The sequence below is a fragment of the Bradyrhizobium sp. USDA 4449 genome (assembly GCF_054056275.1).
Genome location: NZ_JBSRYD010000001.1, coordinates 6,446,582 through 6,468,385 on the forward strand (window position 1 = coordinate 6,446,582; position 21,804 = coordinate 6,468,385).

General features: G+C 64.7%; 24 protein-coding genes and 1 pseudogene. 9 read left to right on the forward strand and 16 right to left on the reverse strand.

Annotation, left to right across the window (positions count from 1 at the left end; all coding sequences use genetic code 11):
* Window positions 1-7: 7 nt before the first annotated feature.
* A complete protein-coding gene (locus ACVIIW_RS30230; RefSeq protein ID WP_456704056.1) occupies window positions 8-358 on the reverse strand; it encodes an antibiotic biosynthesis monooxygenase family protein in 351 nt (116 codons plus the stop codon).
* A 24-nt stretch (window positions 359-382) separates the two neighbouring features.
* Window positions 383-691 (reverse strand): NIPSNAP family protein, encoded by a 309-nt coding sequence (locus ACVIIW_RS30235; RefSeq protein ID WP_456704057.1) that lies wholly within the window; start codon window positions 689-691, stop codon window positions 383-385.
* 189 nt (window positions 692-880) lie between these two features.
* On the opposite strand from ACVIIW_RS30235, the gene ACVIIW_RS30240 reads away from it, so the two are divergent.
* From ACVIIW_RS30240 to ACVIIW_RS30250, 3 genes are all read left to right on the forward strand, one after another.
* Complete coding sequence (locus ACVIIW_RS30240) at window positions 881-1,579, forward strand: ArsR family transcriptional regulator (RefSeq protein WP_177243638.1); 699 nt, start codon at window positions 881-883, stop codon at window positions 1,577-1,579.
* 48 nt (window positions 1,580-1,627) lie between these two features.
* Entirely contained in the window at window positions 1,628-2,635 is a 1,008-nt protein-coding gene (locus ACVIIW_RS30245; RefSeq protein WP_456704058.1) for an alpha/beta fold hydrolase, read from the forward strand.
* Between the two features lie 187 nt (window positions 2,636-2,822).
* Window positions 2,823-3,068, forward strand: a complete 246-nt coding sequence (locus tag ACVIIW_RS30250) for a GCG_CRPN prefix-to-repeats domain-containing protein (protein ID WP_456704059.1) — start codon at window positions 2,823-2,825, stop codon at window positions 3,066-3,068.
* Window positions 3,069-3,153: 85 nt separating this feature from the next.
* On the opposite strand, the gene ACVIIW_RS30255 is transcribed toward ACVIIW_RS30250, so the two are convergent.
* Window positions 3,154-3,489: a twin-arginine translocation signal domain-containing protein gene (locus ACVIIW_RS30255; protein ID WP_456704060.1), complete on the reverse strand. Its 336-nt coding sequence runs from the start codon at window positions 3,487-3,489 to the stop codon at window positions 3,154-3,156.
* A 180-nt stretch (window positions 3,490-3,669) separates the two neighbouring features.
* Here ACVIIW_RS30255 and ACVIIW_RS30260 point away from each other — a divergent pair, with 180 nt between their 5' ends.
* Both ACVIIW_RS30260 and ACVIIW_RS30265 read left to right on the forward strand, forming a co-directional pair.
* Window positions 3,670-4,323, forward strand: a complete 654-nt coding sequence (locus ACVIIW_RS30260; protein ID WP_456704061.1) for a glutathione S-transferase family protein — start codon at window positions 3,670-3,672, stop codon at window positions 4,321-4,323.
* Window positions 4,324-4,416: 93 nt separating this feature from the next.
* Entirely contained in the window at window positions 4,417-4,569 is a 153-nt protein-coding gene (locus ACVIIW_RS30265) for a hypothetical protein (RefSeq protein ID WP_456704062.1), read from the forward strand.
* Between the two features lie 9 nt (window positions 4,570-4,578).
* Here the strand turns inward: ACVIIW_RS30265 and ACVIIW_RS30270 are convergent, their stop codons facing one another.
* Together ACVIIW_RS30270 and ACVIIW_RS30275 are read right to left on the reverse strand one after the other, a co-directional pair.
* Window positions 4,579-4,926, reverse strand: coding sequence for a hypothetical protein (locus tag ACVIIW_RS30270; RefSeq protein ID WP_456704063.1), 348 nt, complete (start codon window positions 4,924-4,926; stop codon window positions 4,579-4,581).
* Between the two features lie 38 nt (window positions 4,927-4,964).
* Window positions 4,965-6,497 carry an acyl-CoA carboxylase subunit beta gene (locus ACVIIW_RS30275; protein ID WP_456704064.1) on the reverse strand — a complete coding sequence of 511 codons (1,533 nt, stop codon included), beginning with the start codon at window positions 6,495-6,497 and terminating at the stop codon, window positions 4,965-4,967.
* Window positions 6,498-6,642: 145 nt separating this feature from the next.
* Here ACVIIW_RS30275 and ACVIIW_RS30280 point away from each other — a divergent pair, with 145 nt between their 5' ends.
* Complete coding sequence (locus ACVIIW_RS30280) at window positions 6,643-7,047, forward strand: DUF4260 domain-containing protein (protein WP_456704065.1); 405 nt, start codon at window positions 6,643-6,645, stop codon at window positions 7,045-7,047.
* Between the two features lie 118 nt (window positions 7,048-7,165).
* Window positions 7,166-7,503 (forward strand): annotated as a pseudogene (locus ACVIIW_RS30285) (hypothetical protein); the annotation flags it as partial.
* A 130-nt stretch (window positions 7,504-7,633) separates the two neighbouring features.
* Here ACVIIW_RS30285 and ACVIIW_RS30290 read toward each other — a convergent pair.
* The 6 genes from ACVIIW_RS30290 to ACVIIW_RS30315 all read right to left on the reverse strand — a co-directional run bounded on the left by ACVIIW_RS30290 (window position 7,634) and on the right by ACVIIW_RS30315 (window position 14,603).
* Window positions 7,634-7,897, reverse strand: a complete 264-nt coding sequence (locus ACVIIW_RS30290; RefSeq protein ID WP_456704066.1) for an EscU/YscU/HrcU family type III secretion system export apparatus switch protein — start codon at window positions 7,895-7,897, stop codon at window positions 7,634-7,636.
* Complete coding sequence (locus ACVIIW_RS30295; protein WP_456704067.1) at window positions 7,894-9,528, reverse strand: flagellar hook-length control protein FliK; 1,635 nt, start codon at window positions 9,526-9,528, stop codon at window positions 7,894-7,896. The genes ACVIIW_RS30290 and ACVIIW_RS30295 overlap by 4 nt, the downstream gene beginning before the upstream one ends.
* 55 nt (window positions 9,529-9,583) lie before the next feature.
* Window positions 9,584-10,378 carry an ATP12 family chaperone protein gene (locus ACVIIW_RS30300; RefSeq protein ID WP_456704068.1) on the reverse strand — a complete coding sequence of 265 codons (795 nt, stop codon included), beginning with the start codon at window positions 10,376-10,378 and terminating at the stop codon, window positions 9,584-9,586.
* Between the two features lie 223 nt (window positions 10,379-10,601).
* Window positions 10,602-11,813 carry an RluA family pseudouridine synthase gene (locus tag ACVIIW_RS30305; RefSeq protein ID WP_456704069.1) on the reverse strand — a complete coding sequence of 404 codons (1,212 nt, stop codon included), beginning with the start codon at window positions 11,811-11,813 and terminating at the stop codon, window positions 10,602-10,604.
* Between the two features lie 52 nt (window positions 11,814-11,865).
* Complete coding sequence (locus ACVIIW_RS30310; protein WP_456704070.1) at window positions 11,866-13,203, reverse strand: replication-associated recombination protein A; 1,338 nt, start codon at window positions 13,201-13,203, stop codon at window positions 11,866-11,868.
* On the reverse strand, window positions 13,200-14,603 hold the full coding sequence (locus tag ACVIIW_RS30315; RefSeq protein WP_456704071.1) for a DegQ family serine endoprotease: 1,404 nt from the start codon (window positions 14,601-14,603) through the stop codon (window positions 13,200-13,202). The genes ACVIIW_RS30310 and ACVIIW_RS30315 overlap by 4 nt, the downstream gene beginning before the upstream one ends.
* Before the next feature lie 315 nt (window positions 14,604-14,918).
* Here ACVIIW_RS30315 and ACVIIW_RS30320 point away from each other — a divergent pair, with 315 nt between their 5' ends.
* Window positions 14,919-16,535, forward strand: a complete 1,617-nt coding sequence (locus ACVIIW_RS30320) for an OprO/OprP family phosphate-selective porin (protein WP_456704072.1) — start codon at window positions 14,919-14,921, stop codon at window positions 16,533-16,535.
* Between the two features lie 41 nt (window positions 16,536-16,576).
* On the opposite strand, the gene ACVIIW_RS30325 is transcribed toward ACVIIW_RS30320, so the two are convergent.
* Window positions 16,577-16,954, reverse strand: a complete 378-nt coding sequence (locus tag ACVIIW_RS30325) for a winged helix-turn-helix transcriptional regulator (RefSeq protein WP_456704073.1) — start codon at window positions 16,952-16,954, stop codon at window positions 16,577-16,579.
* Window positions 16,955-17,075: 121 nt separating this feature from the next.
* Here ACVIIW_RS30325 and ACVIIW_RS30330 point away from each other — a divergent pair, with 121 nt between their 5' ends.
* Window positions 17,076-18,089: a zinc-binding alcohol dehydrogenase family protein gene (locus ACVIIW_RS30330; RefSeq protein ID WP_456704074.1), complete on the forward strand. Its 1,014-nt coding sequence runs from the start codon at window positions 17,076-17,078 to the stop codon at window positions 18,087-18,089.
* Between the two features lie 74 nt (window positions 18,090-18,163).
* On the opposite strand, the gene ACVIIW_RS30335 is transcribed toward ACVIIW_RS30330, so the two are convergent.
* The 4 genes from ACVIIW_RS30335 to ACVIIW_RS30350 form a co-directional block, all read right to left on the reverse strand.
* Window positions 18,164-19,103 (reverse strand): IS630 family transposase gene (locus tag ACVIIW_RS30335; protein ID WP_456704075.1). Its coding sequence is split into 2 segments (ribosomal slippage): window positions 18,164-18,766 and window positions 18,768-19,103, totalling 939 coding nucleotides; the frame shifts between segments, so codons are not numbered across the junction.
* A gap of 90 nt (window positions 19,104-19,193) precedes the next feature.
* Window positions 19,194-19,982 (reverse strand): SDR family NAD(P)-dependent oxidoreductase, encoded by a 789-nt coding sequence (locus ACVIIW_RS30340; RefSeq protein ID WP_456704076.1) that lies wholly within the window; start codon window positions 19,980-19,982, stop codon window positions 19,194-19,196.
* Window positions 19,983-20,212: 230 nt separating this feature from the next.
* Entirely contained in the window at window positions 20,213-20,629 is a 417-nt protein-coding gene (rplQ, locus tag ACVIIW_RS30345) for a 50S ribosomal protein L17 (RefSeq protein ID WP_057745449.1), read from the reverse strand.
* A gap of 143 nt (window positions 20,630-20,772) precedes the next feature.
* Window positions 20,773-21,804, reverse strand: coding sequence for a DNA-directed RNA polymerase subunit alpha (locus ACVIIW_RS30350; protein ID WP_092228449.1), 1,032 nt, complete (start codon window positions 21,802-21,804; stop codon window positions 20,773-20,775).

Below are 21,804 nucleotides of genomic sequence, written 5' to 3' on the forward strand. Positions count from 1 at the left end.
GACAGCGCTAGTGCGCGTCGTGCACCGCGCGGCTGTCCTTCGGCGCCTGCTCGCGATCATTCATGCCGTAGTCCCTGACGACGGTGGCGATGCGCAGGTGATAGTCGGCGAAGATCGTCGCCCTGCCTTTGGCCTGGGTGCGCCTGTGCTCCATTGTGTTGCGCCAGGCCTGCACTGCGGCCTCATCGCGCCAGAACGATAACGACAGGAACTTGCCCTTCTCAGTCAGGCTTTCGAACCGCTCAACCGAGATGAAGCCGTCGATGGCCTGCAGGATCGGCTTCAGATCGGCCGCGAGGTCGAAATAAGTCTGGCAGTGCTCGGGCTTGGGCCAGACTTCGAAGATCACGGCGATCATGGCAGTCTCCTTGATGTTGGTAACCTACATTACCACCTTGCGCAGGAAGGTGCGCTCCTCCGCGAGGATGAATTTGTTGTCCTCGGCAAAATGGAAGTTCGCCATCGCCTCGGCATCGTGCCGCAGCCGCGCGCGATAAGCTTCGTAGGCGGCGAGGCTTTGAAAGGTGACCAGCGCGAACGCGATGTTGTTGGTACCCTCATGCGGCATGAAATAGCCGATCAGGTCGCCGCCGCATTTCGGGATGATCGCGAGCCAGCGCTTCGAATAATCCTCGAACTGCGCACGCTTGAAGGGATCAAGCTGATAGCGGATGAAAACTGTGACGGACATGGGCTCTCCTGTTTCCTCCGTCATTGCGAGCGCAGCGAAGCAATCCGGGAATCCCTCCGCGGGGAGAGTTTGGATTGCATCGGCACCAGTGCAAATTGCTTCGCAATTCGTCACGGGTTCCTCGCAAATGGCGAGATGGCGAGAAACTACGCGCTTGCCCGGCTACAATGCTTCGGCTACGATCGAAGCATGAAATCAGGACCCGACATTGCCATGGTCGCCGCGCTGGTCGGCGATCCCGCCCGCGCCAACATGCTCACGGCGCTGATGAACGGACGCGCGCTCACCGCGAGCGAGCTCGCGCAGGAGGCCGGCATCACCCCACAGACGGCGAGCTCGCATCTCTCGAAGCTGGAGGCCGGCGGGCTGGTCGAGCCGGAGAAGCAGGGCCGCCACCGCTACTACCGCCTCACCGACGACGATGTCGCCGGCGTGCTCGAAGGGCTTGCGGGGCTTGCTGCGCGCACCGGCCATATGCGCGTGCGCACCGGGCCGAAGGATCCGGCGCTGCGGCGCGCGCGGATCTGCTACGACCACCTCGCCGGCGATCTCGGCGTGCAGATGCTCGACAGCCTGCGTGCACGAAACCTGGTGAAGCAGAAGAAGCAGGAGATCGAGCTGACGGCGGAAGGCGAGCGCTTCCTCGCCAAGAATTTGCAGATTTCATCGGAGATGCTCAGCCATCCGCGCCGCCCGGTCTGCAAAGCCTGTCTCGACTGGAGCGAGCGGCGCCACCATCTCGCCGGAACCCTGGGTGCCGCGATGATGCAGCGCTTTGCCGAGCTGAAATGGGCCGCGCGCGACGCCACGCCCGGCAGCCGCGTGGTGAATTTCACCCGCACCGGCGAGAAGCAGTTTGCGGTGCTGTTCGGCAACGGCAAGGACTGATCACGGCCTGGCGTGGCAGCACACGACCGCGTGTGAACGGAGACCCCCATGTTCCCCATCCTGCCGGCCGCGCTCATCGCCGCCCTGCTCGCTTTTCCCCTCACCGCCCGCGCCGCCGACACGCCGCAACGCGAACCCTATGGCATCTCGCTCGAGGGCTTTGCCTATCCCTACCCCGTGCATCTGCTGCCTGTCGTCAACGACGGCGAGCAGCTCAGCATGGCCTACATGGACATCGCGCCGGAGCAGCCGAACGGGCGCACCGTGGTGCTGCTGCACGGTCGCAATTTTCCGTCGAGCTATTGGGCCGATGTCATCAAGATGCTGAACGAGGCCGGCTACCGCGTCGTGGTGCCCGACCAGATCGGCTTCGGCAAATCGTCCAAGCCTGTAGGCGAACTGCATTTCGATAATCTGGCGCGCAACTCCATCGCACTGCTCGATCACCTCAAAATCGACAAGGCCGACATCATCGCGCATTCACTCGGCGGCATGCTGGGGGTACGCATCGCCCGCGCCTATCCCGACCGCGTCTCCCATCTCGTGCTGACCGCGCCGATCGGGCTCGAAGATTACCGCCTCTACGTGCCGCCAACGCCGACCGAGAAGATCATCGAGAGCGAGGACAAGCTCACCGCCGACGGCTATCGCAAGCAGCTGCAGACCAACTACGCGATCAAGCTGCCATCAGAGGCGATCACGCCGTTCATCGATGCCCGCTTCAACATCAAGGGCAGCCCCGATTACCCGCGCTGGCTGCGCGCCTTCGTCTCTTCCGGGCAGATGATCTATCGCGAGCCGGTTGCGCACGAGATTGCTGAGATCACCGAACCGACGCTGTTCATCATGGGCGCCGACGACCACAACGCGCCGGGCCGGCCGAAGGCGCCGGAAGCCTTGCGCGCAAAGATGGGGCAGAATGCCGAGCTCGCAACGGCGTTTGCTGCGAAGATGCCGAATGCGCGCGCCGAGATTATTCCGGATACCGGTCACCTCGTCTTCCTGGAAGCGCCCGGGAAGTACAAGGAATTGGTGCTGGGCTTTCTCGGTCGCTAGCGACGCCGAATTGTCGCTTCAGGCAGCACGCGGGGAATGTTCATGCCGCATTCACGTCATGATTGGCAGGCTTGGATCGCAACGTGACGGCACGTGTCCAAATCAATGTGTCAAATCGCGTCCTTGTGCGCCGCAAGCGCAAAACCCTGCCCGAGAACTTGCTCCCGAGGACCAGAAGGAAGATCGGATGAAATATCTCTTTGCCGCCGTGATGCTCGCCAGTGCGGTCGTCGGCTTCAGCGAGGCGGCCAGCGCCGCCGGTGGTTGCGGCCCAGGCTGGTACCGTGGCCCCTATGGCGGCTGCCGTCCCATGCGCGGTCCCGTCGTCGTCGCCCCCGCGCCTGTTGTGGTCGCCCCGCCTGTTGTCGTGGTGCGTCCGCGCGTCTGCCCCTACGGCTTCCGCTGGTACGCCGGCCGCTGCCGTCCGTTCTGATCTTTCGCGCGGTCAATATCGGTGAATGGCCCAAACCAAAAGGGGATCGCAATCGCGATCCCCTTTTTCAGTCCAGGCGCTGCCCTTACCAGTGGCGCCAATGGCGACGGTGCCAGCGACGGCGCCAACCCCAGTGCCGGTGATGCCAACCCCAGTGCCGGTGACGCCAGCCCCAGTGACGGTGATGCCAGCCCCAGTGACGGTGATACCAGTGGCCGTGCCCCCAGCGCACCTGCTCGGGCTTGAGCTCTGCTAGTTCCTCACTGGTGGTGACGGCGGGATGAGCGTCCGGATTGGCTGATGGCATGCTGCCGTTCCCCAGCGCCCGCGGCGCCAGCGGCGCGGCCTGTGCGGCGGCGGTGAACGCGGCAGTTGCCGCCGCGACACCGAATGCAAGTTTCAAAAAGTTCCGGCGCTCCATGACTCAATCCTCTGATTCATCGATCAAGTGATGCAGAGGAATTGTCGCGGCGCCGACATGAACTGCGGCTGAATCAACCGTTCAGATTCGACGCGTCTCGCTTGGCGAAAAAACATCGCAGGCCTGTCGGAACGCGCCGGCTCCATCCGTCCTAGGCTCGAGACAGCATGGAGACACTGCATGGTCGACCTCACGTTGATCACCTACGACTGGGTTCCCCCGCCACCGCGCGGCTATGTGCGCGATCTCAGGGTCCGCTGGGCGCTCGAAGAGGCTGGACTGCCCTATCGCGTTGCCAGCACGCCATTCAACGACCGCGGCGCAGAACATCTTGTGCACCAGCCGTTCGGCCAGGTGCCATGGCTGACCGATGGCGACCTTTCGATCTTCGAGAGCGGCGCGATCCTGCTGCATCTCGGCGGGCTCAGCCCGAAATTGATGCCATCAGATCGGCGCGGCCGCAGCGAAGCCACGGAATGGCTGTTCGCCGCGCTCAACTCGGTCGAGATGGCAAGCCTGCCGTGGACGATGTCGAAGTTCATGCGCCACCCAACCGATACGGCGGCATGGAAATTCGTCGACGACTTCCTGAAGCTCCGCCTCAAGCATCTCGAGCCGGTGCTGGCCGGCCGCGAATGGCTGGCCGGATCGTTCTCCGCCGCCGACATCCTGATGTCGGACGTCCTGCGCGTCGTCGATCAATTCGACGGGCTGGCCGACAGCCCCGCCTGCCGCGCCTACGTCGCGCGCGCGATAGGCCGTCCGGCGTTCGCAAAGGCCCACGCCGATCAGATGGCGCACTTCGCCGCAGCGGATAAGGCGCGCGGGATGTGACCTGCCGCACATCGTTAACCCGATGTTAGCCATAGGCTCACGGCCGCTGGAACGAAGCAATTTGCTTCAAATTGTCGGGGTGGAAGGTGACCCATGACCCGCATCGACTATCTCAGAGAGCAGGTAGCCCGCGCCGAGCGCCTGGCGAAGGCGATCCTCGATCCGCAAACCGCGGAACGGCTGCGAGCCTTCGCCGCCGAATGTCGCGCGGAGCTGGAGCTCTTGACCGTCAGGACTGCTGCATAAGGCGGCGCCTCACACCAGCTTCATCGGCGTATCGGCCACCACGCGCAAATCGATCCCGCCGATGAGTGCCGCGCGGCGCGCCTCGGCAGCACCGATCGCATCCTCCGACTGCCGCAGCGTGCTGACGTTCGAGCCGAGCGAGACGATGCCGCCGAGCACCAGCGCGATCGAGCCGAGCGCGGCGGTCTGACCCAATCCAAACAACCCGAGGATGGTGACCAGGAGTAATACCGCGCCGCCCCCGATCGCGATCTTGGACGCCAGGATGTACTTCCGGCAACGCTCGGCGATCCCGGCGAGCCGCTCGATCCGATCCTCGATGTCGGAGATTTCGTCGATCAGATCGTCGTCGGTCATGGGATTGCGGTTACCAGATCCCGATTGCAAAGCGGATTCTACAACGGCAGATTGTCGTGCTTCTTCGCCGGCGCTTCGACCTTCTTGTCCTTCAGCATCGCCAGTGCCCGCGCGATCCGCTTCCGGGTCGAATGCGGCATGATGACGTCGTCGATGTAGCCGCGCTCGGCGGCAATGAACGGCGACAGGAAGCGGTCCTCGTATTCCTTGGTGCGGGCGGCGATCTTGTCGGCATCGCCGATGTCGGAGCGGAAGATGATCTCGACCGCACCCTTGGCGCCCATGACCGCGATCTGGGCGGTCGGCCAGGCGTAATTCATGTCGGCGCCGATTTCCTTGGAGGCCATGACGTCGAAGGCGCCGCCATAGGCCTTGCGGGTGATGACCGTCACCAGCGGCACGGTGCATTGCGAGTACGCGAACAAGAGCTTTGCGCCGTGCTTGATCAGGCCGCCATACTCCTGCGCGGTGCCCGGCAGGAAGCCCGGAACGTCGACGAAGGTCACGATCGGGATGTTGAAGGCATCACAAAAACGAACGAAGCGCGCGGCCTTGCGCGAGGCGTCACTGTCGAGCACGCCTGCCAGCACCATCGGCTGGTTGGCGACGAAGCCGACGGTGCGGCCGGCGATACGGCCGAAGCCGGTGACGATGTTCTTGGCGAAGCTCTCCGCGATCTCGAAGAAGTCGCCCTCGTCCACGACCTTCAGGATCAGCTCCTTCATGTCGTAGGGCTTGTTCGGATTGTCGGGGATCAGCGTATCGAGCGACATGTCGATACGGGCGGTGTCGTCGAAGCTCGGCCATTCCGGCACGCCGTCGGTGTTGTTAGCCGGCAGGAAGTCGATCAGGCGCCGCATCTGCAGCAGCGTCTCGACGTCGTTCTCGAAGGCGCCATCCGCGATCGAAGAGCGCGTGGCGTGCACCGAGGCGCCGCCGAGCTCTTCCGCGGTGACGACCTCGTTGGTGACGGTCTTCACCACGTCGGGGCCGGTGACGAACATGTAGCTGGTGTTCTTCACCATGAAGATGAAGTCCGTCATCGCAGGCGAATAGACGTCGCCGCCGGCGCATGGGCCCATGATGACCGAGATCTGCGGGATCACGCCCGAGGCAAGCACGTTGCGGCGGAACACGTAGGAATAGCCGGCGAGCGCTGCGACGCCTTCCTGGATGCGGGCGCCGCCCGCATCATAGAGGCCGATGATGGGCGCCCTCGCCTTCATCGCCATGTCCTGGAGTTTTGTGATTTTCAGCGCATGCGTTTCCGACAACGAGCCGCCGAACACCGTAAAATCCTTGGCGAAGACGAAGGTCTTTCGGCCGTTGACGGTGCCCCACCCCGTGACGACGCCGTCGCCGGGGATCTTGTTCTTCTCCATGCCGAACTCGGTGGAGCGGTGCTCGACGAACATGTCGAACTCCTCGAACGATCCCTTGTCGAGCAAGAGCTCGATGCGCTCGCGGGCGGTCAGCTTGCCGCGGGCGTGCTGCGCCTCGATGCGCTTCTCCCCGCCGCCGAGCTTTGCGCCGGCGCGACGGTCTTCGAGGGCGTCCAGGATATGTTTCATTTGCTCCCGCCAGTTCTTAAGCCTTAAGTGAAGCGGGTTCTAACACGGCATTTTGCGCGCCGGAAAGCGGCTTTCGGCGCCGCAGGGCTGCCTTGAGGTAGCCTGAAGGCGCAAGGAATTCCAGAGTTTTGCTGAGAGGTGAACCATGGACGAGAGCGCAGTTGGCACGGGTGCCGTGACCGGAGGCGTCAGGATCCTGCTGCGGCTCGAGGGGCTCGCGCTGTTCGCGGCCATGACCGCGCTCTATGCGACCTGGGGCGGCTCCTGGTGGCTCTACGCCCTGCTCTTCCTGGTGCCGGATCTGAGCTTCCTGGCGTACCTGTCGGACGCCAGACTCGGCGCGCTGGTCTACAACGCCGCCCACAGCTACATGGCGCCGGTGGCGCTGATGACGCTGGGCTTAGGGTTCTCCTCGCCGTTGACCCTGTCCATCGCCTTGATCTGGCTCGCCCATATCGGCATCGACCGGGCCCTGGGCTACGGCCTGAAATATGACGCCGGCTTCGGCTTCACCCATCTGGGGCGGATCGGCCGCCAGAAAAGCGCCTGATCCCCGTGCACGCGCGGCGGGATGAGCGCGATTTGCCCGCGCTGATCAGTTGACCGGACCAGCCGATCCAGGCTTGCTCCAGATCCGATCAGGCGCTGACGGCGAAGAAGACGACGGATCGCGCGGCGGCCGGGCGACGCTCTATGCGAGCCTCGACCGCTTCCACAAGCTCTGGAACAAGTCAGGCGTGCAGTTCGCCGCAGCGCGCACGGTTTTGACAGCGGCCTGCTCGGCGTCGCCTCGGTCACCGTGTCGGCCAATGCCCAGACCGTGCGCAATTGCCACATCAGGGAGGGCGACGGCGGCGTGCTGATGAACGGCGATACCAACGCGCCCTTCACCTACAAGGACCCCTGCGTCGAGCTCAATCCACATGTCGGCGGCAATCCCGCCACGGCCGAGGCCTCGCGAAAAGCGTTGGTGGAATTTTTGCAGACGTTGTTCAAGCTGGGATAGGCCCGCGTCGGTGCCAAATTCTCCGTCATTGCGAGCGTAGCGAAGCAATCCAGAGTCTTTCCAGGGTGACAGCCTGGATTGCTTCGTCGCAAGAGCTCCTCGCAATGACGAGCCCGATCAACCTGATGCGCTAGCGCGCGCGGCCCGACAGCCGCAGCACGAACACCAGCACTTCGGCGACGGCCTTGTAGAGGTCCGGCGGAATCTCTTCGCCGAGCTCGACCTTCGAAAGCGCGCCGGCCAGGATCTCGTTCTCCTCGATCGGGATGTCGTTGGCCCTGGCGATCTCGACGATCTTGGCGCCGATCGTACCTTTGCCCTTGGCGACGACCACGGGCGCGCCGCTGCCCTTCTCGTAATGCAGCGCGATAGCGAGCTTGGACTCCTCGCTCATGTGGCGCGATCCAGGAAATGCCCGGCGCGGGCCGGCGCGGGTTGCGGCGGGGTGCCGTCGCGCACGACGATGTCGCCGGGCTTGAGCTCGGCCTTGGTCAGCGCCTGATTGAGCTCACCGATGCCGGCGCGGAGTTGCTGCGCCGTCGCCGGCCGCTCGGCCCACATCCGCACAAAGGTCTTGTCGCCGTTGAGCGTGACCAGCGCATGCACGGGGCCCGCCGGCTCGACATTGAGCGTGAAGCGCGCGCGCCAGGCGCGCTTGGCGGTGTCTGGCGTTTCGTTGCCGCCGTCGCGCGATATCTCGAACTGGGCCATCGCGGTGCCCTGCGGCGTCGCAAACGGAATCTCGAAATTCCACTGCGGTAGGCTCGGATCGATGCGATGGCCGCCGGCATCGACGCGGTCGGGCAGTGAAGCGACTTGCAGGAGGGTCTGCCGCGCGAGCGCGGCATCGGTATCGTCGAGCAGGCGATGCACGGTCGCAGCGAGCGGCGCATTCAGCGTCAGTGATGGTGAGGCGATTGCCTGCGGCGACGGAAGCGCGCCGCGGAACGGCGGCGGCGGCGGCGTACGCCCGGCCGCTTCGAAGACATGCCCGTCAGGCAGCACCTTGTTCGTGCCAGGCACATTGCCGGTCATGCGCGGCAGGTTTTGCGTGACCTCCTGCAGCAAGCTTGCGGCAAGGCCTGCGGAGATGGCCCGCGGCAGTGCTGCCTGCGCCGTTTCGCCGGCCATGTCTTTCAGCACGGCAACCGCAAGCGCGGCGTCGCGCGGCATTTGCGTGAGTTGAGCGCCCCCCGCCTCGGGCCCTGGCAACGCCGTCTGCACAGCTTCGCCGGCCACCTGCAGCGCCGGAGCTGCATTCTGCTGCGGCGTGACGGCATTCGTCGCAATCGCAAGGGCCTGCGTCGGCGGCGCGGCGGGCTCGAGCGTGGCTGAGGTCACGGCCAGCGTCTGGCGCAGCACCAGCAGCGCGGCCTTCAAATCCGGTACCGCACCTGACGATGGCGTCCCCCCCGCGGCCAGCGAGGCTTCGAGAAACAGGCCGGATTTCTGGAAGGCGGATTCGATATCGCCGCCATCCAGCGCAGTGTCGAGCGGCGTCTGTTGCGCCAGCACCTCCAGCACCGCCTGCTTCAGGCCAGCAGGCAGATCGCTGCCGCTGACGACCGACGCCAGATTGGCAAACAATGGCGCCTGGCTGCCCTGTTTGGTCGCGGCCTCGGCCGATGCGACTGTGACGGCGACCTGCTCGGTCGGGGTCAAGGAATTGCGGACTGAGGTCATTGACGGCGCAAGCGACGGGCTGTCGGCCAGCGAGGCGGCCGTCGGCGTCAGCGTGACCTGATCGGCGCTCGCCTCGCCCGCCCCATTGACGACAGCCAGCCTGATGGTGCCGTCGTTCCGCGATACCGCGAGCTGGAGATGTTGACCCGGGGTCAGCGACACCTCGGACATCACGTCCATCGAGAGGTTGGCGATCGCGATCCGCACCAGATTGTCCGCGAGCACGCTGACGACCTTGGCGTCGACGACGCTGCCGGCCTGAAGCACAAGATCCGGCGTGGCCGCATCAGCCACGAGGCTGGCGGCACTGACGGGAATGATCGAGCTTATCGGCGTCGCCATCTAGGGGGCCCGAGAGAACGTGCTCCCACCCTAAGGCCGCGGCGTAAACCTCTCGTTAAGGACCTTTGACCCCGGGCGGATTCACGGCCGTCAAAACCGCTACGGCGGCTTCGAAATCCCTCAAGCGGCTGGCCCGCCGGGCGGCGGCCTCCTCGTCCACGCCCCATTGGTCGATGTTCCAGTCCTCATCGACATGGGCGGCGGCCCAGACCTGATCGGCGTCGCGCACGCCATGCGCCAGCGCCAGCGCCAGCAGCGCCGAGCCGGTCAGGGTCGTCACGATGTGGAGGGCAGCCACCGACCAGGGATCATCAGGCAGCGCCGCGCCGGCGACCCGGAGCGCCTCGTCCGGCTGCTTCACATGCATGATGCCCTCGGACAGGATGAAATGCGCGCCCAGCGCCTCCGCGGCCCAGAACAGCACGGGATCCCAATGCGCGGCCTCGCGGGCGACCAGCCCCTCGGGGTGGCCGGCGCGATAGAACAGCAGGTCGGTCTCGAAGTATTTTGCGAGGTCATCCGCGACGAGCTCGACGCGGTCGACGACGCCCTCGACCACACTGTTGGCGATCCGCGTCAGCGGCATCGTCACCGGATCGATCGTCTCGGTTTGGGCGGCCCATTCCGCGGCCACGGCGTCGGCGAGCGCCCGCGCCGGGATCACCACCTGGCGCGTGGAAGGGGTTCGGATCGGCCTGCCGTCGAGCGTGATGGCAAAGCCGCCCTCGGCCTCGAGGACGCCCACCTCCTTGTAGAAGCGTTTGCGCAGCGGCGTGCGCGCGGAGGCACGCGCCGATTCCCGCGGGTCCGGCGGGGGCTGGCTGGCTGCTTCTTCGAACAATTCGCGCATGTGAGTATTCGGTCCCGGTCGCTCAATGCTGGGCTTTTAAGATAAGACCTATGGCCGATAAAGCGAGCGGCGGGGATGAGGGAACTTGCGCTGTCTCCACACCGTCATTGCTGTCGATGTTCACTAATTCGCTGATTGGATCGCGCTGCTCTTGGTAGCTGCGAAGGCTTCGGCATTTTGTCGCGGCCTCCCCGCAACGACGGGGCTAACAGCGCAGGCTCAACTACTCCTCCGGCGCGTTCTCGATCGGGTCGAACCGGCTGGCGTCCAACCCGAGCAAATTCCACGACTGCTGCATATGCTGCGGCAGCGGCGCGATGGCGTCGATAAAGCCGCCGCGCGGATGCGGAATGACGATACGCCTTGCGAGCAGGTGCAGCCGGTTTTGCAGGCCGCCCGGCAGCTGCCAATTCTCGATGTTGAAATATTTGGGATCGCCGACGATGGGATGGCCGATGTGCTCCATGTGGGCGCGCAGCTGGTGGGTGCGCCCCGTCACCGGCTTCAGCGACACCCAGGTCAGCTTGTTGCCGGCGGTCTCGACCACGGCATAGTACGTCACCGCGTGACTGGCGCCCTCGTCGCCATGCTGGGCGATGCGCATGATGGTGTCGTCCTCGCTCTCCTCCTTCGCAAGGAAGGTCGAGATGCGGCCCTGCTTCGGCTTCGGAAGTCCCGGCACCAGCGCCCAATAGGTCTTGCGAGCCGACCGCGAGCGGAAGGCGCCGGTCAGATGCGAGGCGGCAAACCGCGTCTTGGCGATCAAAAGACAGCCCGACGTTTCCCTGTCGATGCGGTGCACGAGGCGTGGCTTCTGGCCCTTGGAATCGCGCATCACCTCCAGCATCTGGTCGATGTGCCGCGTCATGCCCGAGCCGCCCTGCACGGCAAGGCCGGCGGGCTTGTTCAGGACGAGAACGTCGTCGTCCTCGTAGATCGTCATCTCCTTTAGCGCGGCCAGCGTCTTTTGCGCGCCCTCCGAGAGTTCACCTGCGGCCTTCGGCGTGTCGAGCTTCAGCGGCGGAATGCGGACGCTCTGCCCTTCCTCCAGGCGGTCCTTGCTGTCGACGCGCTTGCCGTCAACGCGCAGCTCGCCTTTGCGCACGACGCGCTGGATATGGGAAAACGACAGGCCGGGAAAGCGCGCCTCGAGAAAGCGATCGACGCGCATGTTGTTCTCGTCCGCCGTGACAGTGACGGTCTGCACCTTGGTCGGCAGCAGCGCCTCGACGGGTTTTGCCGGCGCGGCTCGCTCCGCTTCAGCCTTCGGCGGACGCCGCTCGGCGCGCTCGCCGGCGAAACGCGGCGGCTTGCTGCCGGGCTTGCCGCCCGGACGCGGTCCGGCCTTCGCGCTTCGTGCCTTCAACGGGCGCGATTCCTTGCGCTCGTCGCGTTCGCGGGGCTTTGGGTTCATTCTCTTGATACGGCGGCTCATGGTCGTCTGCGTACCCTAAAAGCCGGCCCCCGTCACGGCGAAATGGCCGTTTTCAGCCCTTCCCACCCCGCTCCTTGCGCAGCTTGGCCCAGTAATCCAGCCGCTTCCGGATCTCCCGCTCGAAACCGCGCTCGGGCGGGTCGTAGAAGGTCTGGCGGCCCAGGGCTTCCGGAAAGTAGTCCTGGCCGGAGAAGGCGTCGGGGGCGTCGTGGTCGTATTCGTAGGCGGCGCCGTAGCCCTCAGACTTCATCAGCTTGGTCGGGGAATTGAGGATGTGCTTGGGCGGCAGCAGCGAGCCGGCCTGTTTTGCCACCTGCATCGCCGCCCCGAAGGCCGTATAGACCGCGTTCGATTTCGGCGCGGTGGCGAGATAGACCACGGCCTGCGCGATCGCGAGCTCTCCTTCGGGGTGACCGAGGAAGTCGAAAGCGTCTTTCGCTGCATTTGCGATGACGAGCGCCTGCGGATCGGCGAGCCCGATGTCCTCCACCGCCATGCGCACGACGCGGCGGGCCAGGAACAGCGGGTCTTCGCCGGCATCGAGCATGCGCGCGAGATAGTAGAGCGCGGCGTCAGGATCAGAGCCGCGCACCGATTTATGCAGCGCCGAGATCAGATTGTAGTGGCCATCGGCCGATTTGTCGTAGATCGGCGCGCGGCGCTGCAGGATGTCCTGCAATTGCGCGGCATTGAAAATCTCGTCGGCCCGTGCCGAGCGCCAGACCTCTTCGGCCAGCGTCAGCGAGGCGCGGCCGTCACCATCGGCCATACGCACCAGCACGGACCTCGCCTCGGCATCGAGCGGCAGCTTGCGGCCCTCGACCTCTTCGGCATGCGCGAACAACTTTTCGATCGCATCGGCATCGAGCGCGCGAAATACCAGGACGCGCGCGCGAGAGAGCAACGCCGCGTTGAGTTCGAATGACGGGTTCTCGGTGGTGGCGCCGACCATCACCACCGTGCCGTCTTCCATGACCGGCAGAAACGAATCCTGCTGCGCGCGGTTGAAGCGATGCACCTCGTCGACGAACAGCAGCGTACCCTTGCCCATCTCGCGGCGAGCCCGCGCGGCGTCGAAGGCCTTCTTCAGATCGGCAACGCCGGAGAACACCGCCGAGATCTGCTCGAAATGCAGGTCCGTCGCGTCCGCGAGCAGCCGGGCCACCGTGGTCTTGCCGGTGCCGGGCGGGCCCCAGAACACCAACGATCCCAGCGTGCGCGTCTCCAGCATGCGCGTCAGCGCGCCGTCGGGGCCGAGGATGTGATCCTGGCCGACGACCTCCGACAGTGCACGCGGCCGCAGCCTGTCAGGCAGCGGATGCGGCGCTTCTTGATCGAGCCCCGCCGCGGCGAAGAGAGTTGGGGTCTCCCGTGGTCGCTTCGGACTCATCCGCCCAGCGTGACGTTGATCTGCTGGCCGCCGCGCACCAGCGCAATGCGCCAGAGTCGCGGCTGCTCCTTCGCGGCCTTCTCGAGGTCGCTGGTCCTGGCGATCTTCTGGCTGTTCACGGACAGGATGATGTCGCCCTTCTGGAAGCCGACATTTTGCGCAGCCGTGCCATCGCCGATGTCGGTGACGACGACGCCCTCGGTGTCGGCATCGAGATGCAGCTCGTCGGCCACCGCCGGCGTGATGGTGGAGATCCTTGCACCCTGGAACGGCGAACGCGTGGTGATGACGAGTTCATTACGGCCGCTGTCCGGCGCCGTCTCGAGCGCGATCGTCAGCTTGAGCGGCTTGCTGCCGCGCTGCACGTCGATCTGCGCGGTGCCGCCGAGCGGACGGGTGGCGAAGCGGTAGTCGAACGCGTTGGGGTCGTCTACGGCCTGGCCATCGATTCCGGTGATGAGGTCGGAGGATTTCAACCCGGCCCGCGCCGCGGGGCCGTTGGGGACGACGCTCGCGACCAGCGCACCGGTCGGCGAGCGCAGGCCGAGGCTCTCGGCGATCTCTGCCGTCACCGCCTGCAGCTTCGCGCCGAGCCAAGGCCGCTTCACGGCCGTGCCGCCGCTCTTGGCGGAGGCGACGACGACGCGCGCCATGTTGGCGGGAATCGCAAAGCCGATGCCCTGCGAGCCGCCCGAGCGCGAGTAGATCGCGGTGTTGATGCCGGCAAGCCGGCCGTTCATGTCGACCAGCGCACCGCCGGAATTGCCGGGATTGATCGCAGCGTCGGTCTGGATGAAGAACTGGTAGTCGGTGATGCCGACCTGCGTGCGCGCCAGCGCCGAGATGATGCCGTGGGTCACGGTCTGACCGACGCCGAAGGGATTGCCGATCGCGAGCACGACGTCGCCGACCATCAGCTCGTCCGAATTGGTGAATTCGAGCGCCGGAAATTTTTCCTTGGTGTCCTTCAGGCGCAACACCGCAAGATCGCTGCGGGAATCCTTCAGCACGATCTCCGCCTCGAACTCGCGCTTGTCCGCCAGCGACACCTTCACCTGGTCGGCGCCTTCGATGACGTGGACGTTGGTGACGATGAGTCCGGAGGAATCGACGATCACGCCCGAACCCAGCGAGCGCTGCACCTGCTCCTGCTGCTCGCCGCCGCCGAAGAAACGGCGGAAAATCGGGTCGTCCAGCAGCGGATTGCGGTTCTGCACCACCTTGGCGGCATAGACGTTGACGACCGCAGGCTGCACCCGCTGCACGATCGGCGCATAGGACAGCCGCAGTTCGGCTGGCGAGGACGGAACGCGACGGTCCTGCGCGGCAGCCGGATTGAAGTGGGCCGAAAAGGCTATGCACAGAGCCGTGACGACGGCGGTCCAGTTCGCTCGAAACATTCCTACCTCTCGGAAAAGACGCCGGAATATAGGCGCGTTCGTCTCCCAATAGAAGGGCGCCCGACGGCAATATTCAGTCCTCGCCCGGCGTCACGGGCATACAAGCCTCGCGTGCGAAATCGCAATTTGCTTGGCTTGGTGGATTGGCATGATGTGCGTCAGCTTGCATGCTCGTGCTGGGCAGATTCGGCTGCGGCGAATCGGCGTCAATGGGAACTGGGCAACCGGCGTTCACCGTCGCGGGGCAGTCATCGATCAGTCTTAGGCTCTCGCGTTCTCGACTTGGGGAAGTTCGTCAAAGGATGGAGTCACGACATGAGCAGGACAAGAATAGCGGCCACGGCGATTGGTCTCGCCGGCGCGCTGGCGGCCTCGCAGGCCCAGGCCCAATCGGCAAGCAACAGCGAACAGGAGATCGCGCTCCTGAAGCAGCAACTGAAGTTGCTGGAGCGGAAGCTCGACAAGCTGCAGAACCAGACCGCGGCGAACACGGCGGCAGCAGCAAAGACCAGGGCCGAAGCGAAGGCCGAGGCCAAAGCCGAAGCGCGCTCGGAGGCGAAGGCCGTCGTCGCCAACGCCAATGCGGCATTCCCGGTCAAAGGCGCCCCCCCAACGGCCGGCGTGATCGTGACCATGCCGAACAACCGGCCGACCATTTGCACCGCCGATCAAGCGAACTGCGTCGCGATCACCGGCCGCGTGCATTGGGACGTCGGCGGTTACGACTATCGTCCCAACACGGCGGCCACCGTGCCGCAGAGGCTGGACAGCGGCGAGAACGTCCGCCGCGCGCGCATCGGCCTCGCCGGCAAATTCTTCGACGACTGGAACTTCGCGCTTGTCTATGATTTCGGCGGCTCGTCGGACGGGTTCGGCGGCGCAGCGCCGGGATCGCTGCCCGGTGGCGGGGTCTCCGGCGTCGAGAACGCCTATCTCAGCTACACCGGACTAAAACCGTTCGGCGGCCGCATGGCCGTCGAAGCCGGCATCATGGACCTGCCCTACACCATGGACGAGGCCACGAGTTCCAACGACATCATGTTCATGGAGCGCGCCTCGGCCGGCGTGATCGCCACCAACATCGCCGCCGGAGATTTCCGCTCGGCAGCCGGCACGCGCTGGTTCGACGATCAGCTCTGGATCGGCGGCTATGTCACCGGACCTTCGACGGGCGCCATCCACTCCGCTTCGAGCGCGGCGCCGGCGGGCACGAGCGAGCAATACGGCGCGGTGGCGCGCGTTGCCGGCAATCCCATCAGCGGCAAGGACTACTCGGTGCATATCGGTGCTGACGCACAATGGCTGATCCAGCCGCCGCGCAACCTCATCGCCAATACGCAGACCGTCACGCTGAGCGATCGTCCGGAATTGCGGCTCGACCCGACGACGCTGGTGTCGACGGGGGCGATCGCAAATGTCTCGGGCGCCCAAGTCTACAGCGTCGAAGCGGCTGCGACCTACGGTTCGTTCATCGTCCAGGGTGAGTACTTCTGGTACAACGTCGACCGCACCGCCAATACCGGCGTGCCGCTGGTCGGCGCGCCGAGCCTGAAGTTCCAGGGCGGCTATGCGCAAGCCGGCTACGTGCTGACCGGAGAGGGTCGGACTTACAATGCGGCAAACGCGGCCTATAACGGCGTCAAGCCGGCGCACCCGTTCTCGCTCGATGGCGGCGGCTGGGGCGCATGGGAAATCGCGGGACGCTTCTCGACGATCGACCTCAACGATCAGCTTGCGAGCGCCAACGGCGTCGCGGGCGGACGCCAGAACGTCTACACGCTGGCGCTCAACTGGTACGTCAACGGCAACGTCCGGTTCATGCTCGACTACCTGCACGGCACCGTCTCCAAGCAGACGCTGCCGCCGAGCGCGTTCGCGAATACGGGCTCGGGCTTCGACGCCGTGGCGATGCGTACGCAGTTCGCATTCTGAGACGATCTCGTCCGGGAGCGGCGCGAGCTGCTCCCGGACGATCACGCCGCCCGCTTCGGCTTGTTCGCCGCGACCGGCGGCGGCGCGCAGGCGAGCCGCTGCTGGTGGCTCTCGCCCCAGGCTTTCAGGATGTCGATCACCGGCCGCAGGCTCTCGCCGAGCTCGGAAAGGCAATACTCCACCCGCGGCGGGACTTCGGCATAGACCTTGCGGATGACGAGCTGGTCCTCCTCCAGTGCGCGAAGCTGCTTGGTCAGCATGCGCTGGGTGACGCTGGGCATCATGCGTCGCAATTCGCCGAAGCGCCTTGTGCCGCTCTGGAGGTGATAGAGGATCACGCCCTTCCATTTGCCATCGATCAGGTCCAGCGTCGCCTCGACCGAGCAGCCGGGACGACGGGCAAAATCGCGCCGTTTCATGCTTATTTCCCCGATAGTATCCAAACGGGCACTATATCCCCGAATTTACAGTACTTGCCAAATTGAAGCCGGGGCGACAGTTAGAGCGGCAGGCGAATACGCCATCTGATGGAGACAAGCCATGAAGGCCGTCGGCTACAGGAAGTCGCTACCGATCGAGGATCAGGATGCGCTGATCGATTTCGAAACCGCAAAGCCGGAGCCCAGGGGACGCGACATCCGCGTCGCCGTGAAGGCGATCTCGGCCAATCCTGTGGATTACAAGGTGCGCAAGCGCGCCGCCCCGCCGGAGGGCGAGACCAAAATTCTCGGCTATGATGCGGCCGGCGTGGTCGACGCCGTCGGCCCCGAGGTCAGGCTGTTCAAGCCGGGCGACGAGGTGTTTTACGCCGGCTCGATCCTGCGCCAGGGCACCAATTCCGAATTCCATCTGGTCGACGAGCGCATCGTCGGCAACAAGCCGAAGTCGCTGTCGTTCGCGCAGGCCGCCGCGCTTCCCCTCACCTCCATCACCGCCTGGGAATTGCTGTTCGATCGTCTCGGCGCGGTGCCCGGCAAGAGCGTCGATCCGCGAACGCTCTTGATCACCGGCGGCGCCGGCGGTGTCGGCTCGATCCTGATCCAGCTGGCACGCCGTCTCACCGGCCTTACCGTGGTTGCGACTGCAACGCGGCCGGAGTCGCAGAAATGGTGCCTCGATCTCGGCGCGCATGCGGTGATCGATCACGGCAAGCCGATGAAGGAGCAGATCGAAGAGCTCAAGGTGCCGCCGGTCGCGCTGGTGGCGAGCCTCACCTTCACCGACCAGCACTACAAGTCGATCGCCGAGTTCATGGCGCCGCAGGGCCGGTTCGGCCTGATCGACGATCCGCCGGAATTCACCATGAGCACGTTCAAGGGCAAGGCGATCTCGGTGCACTGGGAATCGATGTTCACGCGCTCCTCATTCCAGACACCCGACATGATCGCGCAGCATCATCTGCTGAACGACGTCGCCGATCTCATCGACAAGGGCGTTCTGCGCACCACGCTCGACCAGACCTTCGGCACGATCAACGCAGCCAATCTCAAGCGCGCGCATGCGCTGCTGGAGAGCGGCAAGTCGCGCGGCAAGATCGTGCTGGAGGGGTGGTAGGACATGTCGTTGGGGTGGGGTGGGTTACGCCTGCGGCTAACCCACCCTTGCGCCCGGCCTAAAGCGTGATGGCATTAAGTTCGATAGCCTGAGTTTTTGAGGTAGTTGGCACATTCCTCGGAGGTGAAGGCGTCGAGGGCGTGGCCGATTGCGGCGCAGACTGCGTCGACGGTTCGCGCGGCGGCTTTGCGGAGCAGATGCTTGAGCTTGGCAAAGACCTGTTCGATCGGGTTCAGGTCGGGCGAGTATTTTGGCAGGAAAAACAGCTTGGCACCGACCGAACGGATGAGCTGGCGAACTGCCTTGCTCCTGTGGCTGCCGAGGTTATCCAGGATGACGATATCGCCGGGTCGAAGGACGGGCAGAAGAACCTTCTCGACATAGATGCGAAAGCTCACGCCGTCGATCGGCCCCTCGATGAACCATGGCGCCTCGATCCGGTCGTGGCGCAGGGCCGCCAGGAAGGTCATGGTCTTCCAGCGGCCGTGGGGAACCTTGGTGTGTAGTCTGTGCCCGCGCGGCGCCCATCCCCGCAAGGGTGCCATATCGGTCCTGGTCCAGGTCTCGTCGATGAAGACCAGCCGCTCAGCTTCGACGCGATCTTGATACTTTGTCCACTGGGCTCGCCGCCGCGCGACCTCAGGTCGATCGCGCTCGCCAGCCGCCACGCTTTTTTTTGAAGCTGAGCTTCTCGGCATGTACGAAGTCCCACACCGAGTGGTAGTCGACCTTCAGGCCACGTCCGGCAAGCTCGGCAACGAGACCGCGTATGGTGAAATCGCCATCCTTGATCCGTTGTGACAGCCAGACCGCGTGCTTGCCCGAAATTGCCTTCGGCTTGTAGCCGCCGATCTGGCTAGGCTCAACGCTGCCGGTCTTCTCGACCCGCTGCATCCAGCCGATGGCCGTGCTGATCGCCACCCCAAACTGCTTGGCGGCTCGATTGCGCGACATCCCGCCCTCGATCGCGGCTACGACACGTTTACGGAGATCCAGAGAGTAAGGCTTGCCCATCCATGCTGGCCTCCTATCCAGCCAGCATGGTGAATCAGAAACAAACTGATTTGGGAATCCCAAATCGATTCAGACTAAAGCCATCCCGCTTTAGGCGATCGTGTTGACGATGCCGCCTTCGGCGCGCAGCGCCGCGCCATTGGTCGCTGACGCCTGCTTCGAGGCGACGTAGACCACCATGTTCGCGATCTCATCGACGCTGGCGAAGCGTTGAATCAAAGAGCTCGGGCGATGCTGCCTGACGAAATTGGCAGCGGCCTCGTCGACCGATTGCCCGTTCTTCTTGGCGAGATCCTTCACGAAGGTCTCGACGCCCTCGGACATGGTCGGACCAGGCAGCACCGAGTTCACGGTGACGCCGGTCCCCCGGGTGAGCTGCGCGAGGCCACGCGCGACCGCGAGCTGGGCCGTCTTGCTCATTCCGTAGTGCATCATCTCGACGGGAATGTTGAGCCCGGATTCCGAGGAGATGAAAACGATGCGGCCCCAGTTGCGCCCAAGCATGCCCTTCATATAGGCGCGCGACAGCCGCACGCCGCTCATCACGTTGACTTCGAAGAATCGGCTCCAGTCTTCGTCCGGGATCTCGAAGAAGTCTTTCGGCTCGAAGATGCCGGCGTTGTTGATGAGGATGTCGACCTCGGGCAGATCAGCCACGAGCGCCTTGCATCCCGCCGCGGTCGAGACGTCGGCGGCGATGCCGCGCACCTTGGCGCCCGCCCCCTCCAGCTTGCGCACGGCCGCATCGACCTTGTCCCGGCCGCGTCCGTTGATGACGACGCTCGCGCCCGAGCCGGCGAGGCCCTTGGCGATGGCGTGTCCGATCCCGGCGGTCGAGCCGGTGACGAGGGCAGTCTTTCCGGACAGGTCGATCTTCATACGCAATCTCCATCGGTGGTGACGGGGATATCGTACCCCGCATGGGCGGCTGCAATCGCCGCTCACCGATGCGTGAGATTTACCTGCGCGATGGGCAGTGTCCGGACAAAGACGACGATGGCATCGAGGTCCTGCGGCGTCATGCCGGTGTCCTCATGAGACGTCGCCGCGCCATACAAAAAAGCGGCGCCCAGGGGCGCCGCCTTTCTGAAATCCCGATACCGGCTGGCTTACGCCGCCTCGGCTTCCTTCGCCTGCACCGGACCGGAGTCCTGGCCCTTGGCATCGACGTCGCGGTCGACGAACTCGATCACCGCCATCGCGGCGTTGTCGCCGTAACGGAAGCCCGCCTTGATGATGCGGGTGTAGCCGCCCTGGCGGTCCTTGTAGCGCGGCGCCAGCACGTCGAACAGCTTCTTGACCTGGTCCTTGTCGCGCATCTCGGAGATCGCCTGGCGGCGCATGGACAGGCCGCCTTTCTTGCCGAGGGTGACGAGCTTCTCGACGATGGGGCGAAGCTCCTTGGCCTTGGGCAGAGTGGTGACGATCTGCTCGTGCTTGATCAGCGCGGCCGCCATGTTGGCGAACATCGCGCGGCGATGCTCGGCCGTGCGGTTGAGCTTCCGATGAACCTTGCCGTGACGCATGTGTAGTGTCCTTACTTGAAACTGCCGCGACGGTTCGTCGGACATGTTGCTCAGGTGGGCTGCCTGCGTTCGCCCAGATAGCGAGTGGTGAACGGCGAGGAGCGAATTGTCGTTCGCTATTCGCCACTCCCAATTCGCCAAACTCAGTAGTGATCTTCGAAGCGCTTGGCGAGCTCGTCGATGTTCTCCGGCGGCCAGCCCGGCACTTCCATGCCGAGATGCAGCCCCATCTGGGCCAGCACTTCCTTGATCTCGTTCAGCGACTTGCGGCCGAAGTTCGGGGTGCGGAGCATTTCCGCTTCCGACTTCTGCACGAGGTCGCCGATATAGACGATGTTGTCGTTCTTCAAGCAGTTGGCCGAACGCACCGAGAGCTCGAGCTCGTCCACCTTCTTGAGGAAGGCCGGGTTGAAGGCGAGGTCCGGGATGATCTCCTGGGCGACTTCCTTGCGCGGCTCTTCGAAGTTGACGAACACGTTGAGCTGATCCTGCAGGATGCGCGCGGCGTAGGCCACGGAATCATCCGGCGTCAGCGCGCCGTTGGTCTCGATCGTCATGGTCAGCTTGTCGTAGTCGAGGATCTGGCCCTCGCGGGTATTCTCGACCTTGTAGGAGACCTTGCGAACCGGCGAGTACAGGCTGTCGACCGGGATCAGGCCGATCGGCGCGTCCTCGGGACGGTTGCGCTCGGCGGGCACGTAGCCCTTGCCGGTGGAGACCGTGAACTCCATGCGGATCTCGGCGCCCTCGTCCAGCGTGCAGATCTGCAGCTCCGGATTGAGCACCACGACGTCGCCGACCGTCTGGATGTCACCCGCGGTGACGGCACCCGGGCCCTGCTTCTTCACGACCATGCGCTTGGGGCCCTCGCCCTGCATCTTGATCGCGATGTCCTTGATGTTCAGCACGATGTCGGTGACGTCCTCGCGGACGCCGGCGATCGAGGAGAACTCGTGCAGCACGCCGTCGATGTGCACCGACTGCACCGCGGCGCCCTGCAGCGAGGAGAGCAGGATGCGGCGTAGCGCGTTGCCGAGCGTCTGGCCGAAGCCACGCTCGAGCGGCTCGGCGACGATGGTCGCAAAGCGGGTCGAATCGCTACCGGGCTGAATCTGGAGCTTGTTCGGCCGAATCAGTTCTTGCCAATTTTTCTGGATCGTCACTGTTTCACCCAT

What these genes read in the sequence shown, in the direction of transcription:
- ACVIIW_RS30265 (WP_456704062.1), top strand. Translation starts at nt 4,417, where the DNA reads ATGACCCGCATCGACTATCTCAGAGAGCAGGTAGCCCGCGCCGAGCGC.
- ACVIIW_RS30320 (WP_456704072.1), top strand. Translation starts at nt 14,919, where the DNA reads ATGAGCAGGACAAGAATAGCGGCCACGGCGATTGGTCTCGCCGGCGCG.
- ACVIIW_RS30290 (WP_456704066.1), bottom strand. Translation starts at nt 7,897, where the DNA reads ATGAGCGAGGAGTCCAAGCTCGCTATCGCGCTGCATTACGAGAAGGGC.
- ACVIIW_RS30230 (WP_456704056.1), bottom strand. Translation starts at nt 358, where the DNA reads ATGATCGCCGTGATCTTCGAAGTCTGGCCCAAGCCCGAGCACTGCCAG.
- ACVIIW_RS30350 (WP_092228449.1), bottom strand. Translation starts at nt 21,804, where the DNA reads ATGGGTGAAACAGTGACGATCCAGAAAAATTGGCAAGAACTGATTCGG.
- ACVIIW_RS30280 (WP_456704065.1), top strand. Translation starts at nt 6,643, where the DNA reads ATGGACGAGAGCGCAGTTGGCACGGGTGCCGTGACCGGAGGCGTCAGG.
- ACVIIW_RS30305 (WP_456704069.1), bottom strand. Translation starts at nt 11,813, where the DNA reads ATGAGCCGCCGTATCAAGAGAATGAACCCAAAGCCCCGCGAACGCGAC.
- ACVIIW_RS30255 (WP_456704060.1), bottom strand. Translation starts at nt 3,489, where the DNA reads ATGGAGCGCCGGAACTTTTTGAAACTTGCATTCGGTGTCGCGGCGGCA.
- ACVIIW_RS30310 (WP_456704070.1), bottom strand. Translation starts at nt 13,203, where the DNA reads ATGAGTCCGAAGCGACCACGGGAGACCCCAACTCTCTTCGCCGCGGCG.
- ACVIIW_RS30330 (WP_456704074.1), top strand. Translation starts at nt 17,076, where the DNA reads ATGAAGGCCGTCGGCTACAGGAAGTCGCTACCGATCGAGGATCAGGAT.
- ACVIIW_RS30260 (WP_456704061.1), top strand. Translation starts at nt 3,670, where the DNA reads ATGGTCGACCTCACGTTGATCACCTACGACTGGGTTCCCCCGCCACCG.
- rplQ (WP_057745449.1), bottom strand. Translation starts at nt 20,629, where the DNA reads ATGCGTCACGGCAAGGTTCATCGGAAGCTCAACCGCACGGCCGAGCAT.
- ACVIIW_RS30270 (WP_456704063.1), bottom strand. Translation starts at nt 4,926, where the DNA reads ATGACCGACGACGATCTGATCGACGAAATCTCCGACATCGAGGATCGG.
- ACVIIW_RS30315 (WP_456704071.1), bottom strand. Translation starts at nt 14,603, where the DNA reads ATGTTTCGAGCGAACTGGACCGCCGTCGTCACGGCTCTGTGCATAGCC.
- ACVIIW_RS30245 (WP_456704058.1), top strand. Translation starts at nt 1,628, where the DNA reads ATGTTCCCCATCCTGCCGGCCGCGCTCATCGCCGCCCTGCTCGCTTTT.
- ACVIIW_RS30250 (WP_456704059.1), top strand. Translation starts at nt 2,823, where the DNA reads ATGAAATATCTCTTTGCCGCCGTGATGCTCGCCAGTGCGGTCGTCGGC.
- ACVIIW_RS30235 (WP_456704057.1), bottom strand. Translation starts at nt 691, where the DNA reads ATGTCCGTCACAGTTTTCATCCGCTATCAGCTTGATCCCTTCAAGCGT.
- ACVIIW_RS30325 (WP_456704073.1), bottom strand. Translation starts at nt 16,954, where the DNA reads ATGAAACGGCGCGATTTTGCCCGTCGTCCCGGCTGCTCGGTCGAGGCG.
- ACVIIW_RS30340 (WP_456704076.1), bottom strand. Translation starts at nt 19,982, where the DNA reads ATGAAGATCGACCTGTCCGGAAAGACTGCCCTCGTCACCGGCTCGACC.
- ACVIIW_RS30275 (WP_456704064.1), bottom strand. Translation starts at nt 6,497, where the DNA reads ATGAAACATATCCTGGACGCCCTCGAAGACCGTCGCGCCGGCGCAAAG.
- ACVIIW_RS30295 (WP_456704067.1), bottom strand. Translation starts at nt 9,528, where the DNA reads ATGGCGACGCCGATAAGCTCGATCATTCCCGTCAGTGCCGCCAGCCTC.
- ACVIIW_RS30300 (WP_456704068.1), bottom strand. Translation starts at nt 10,378, where the DNA reads ATGCGCGAATTGTTCGAAGAAGCAGCCAGCCAGCCCCCGCCGGACCCG.
- ACVIIW_RS30240 (WP_177243638.1), top strand. Translation starts at nt 881, where the DNA reads ATGAAATCAGGACCCGACATTGCCATGGTCGCCGCGCTGGTCGGCGAT.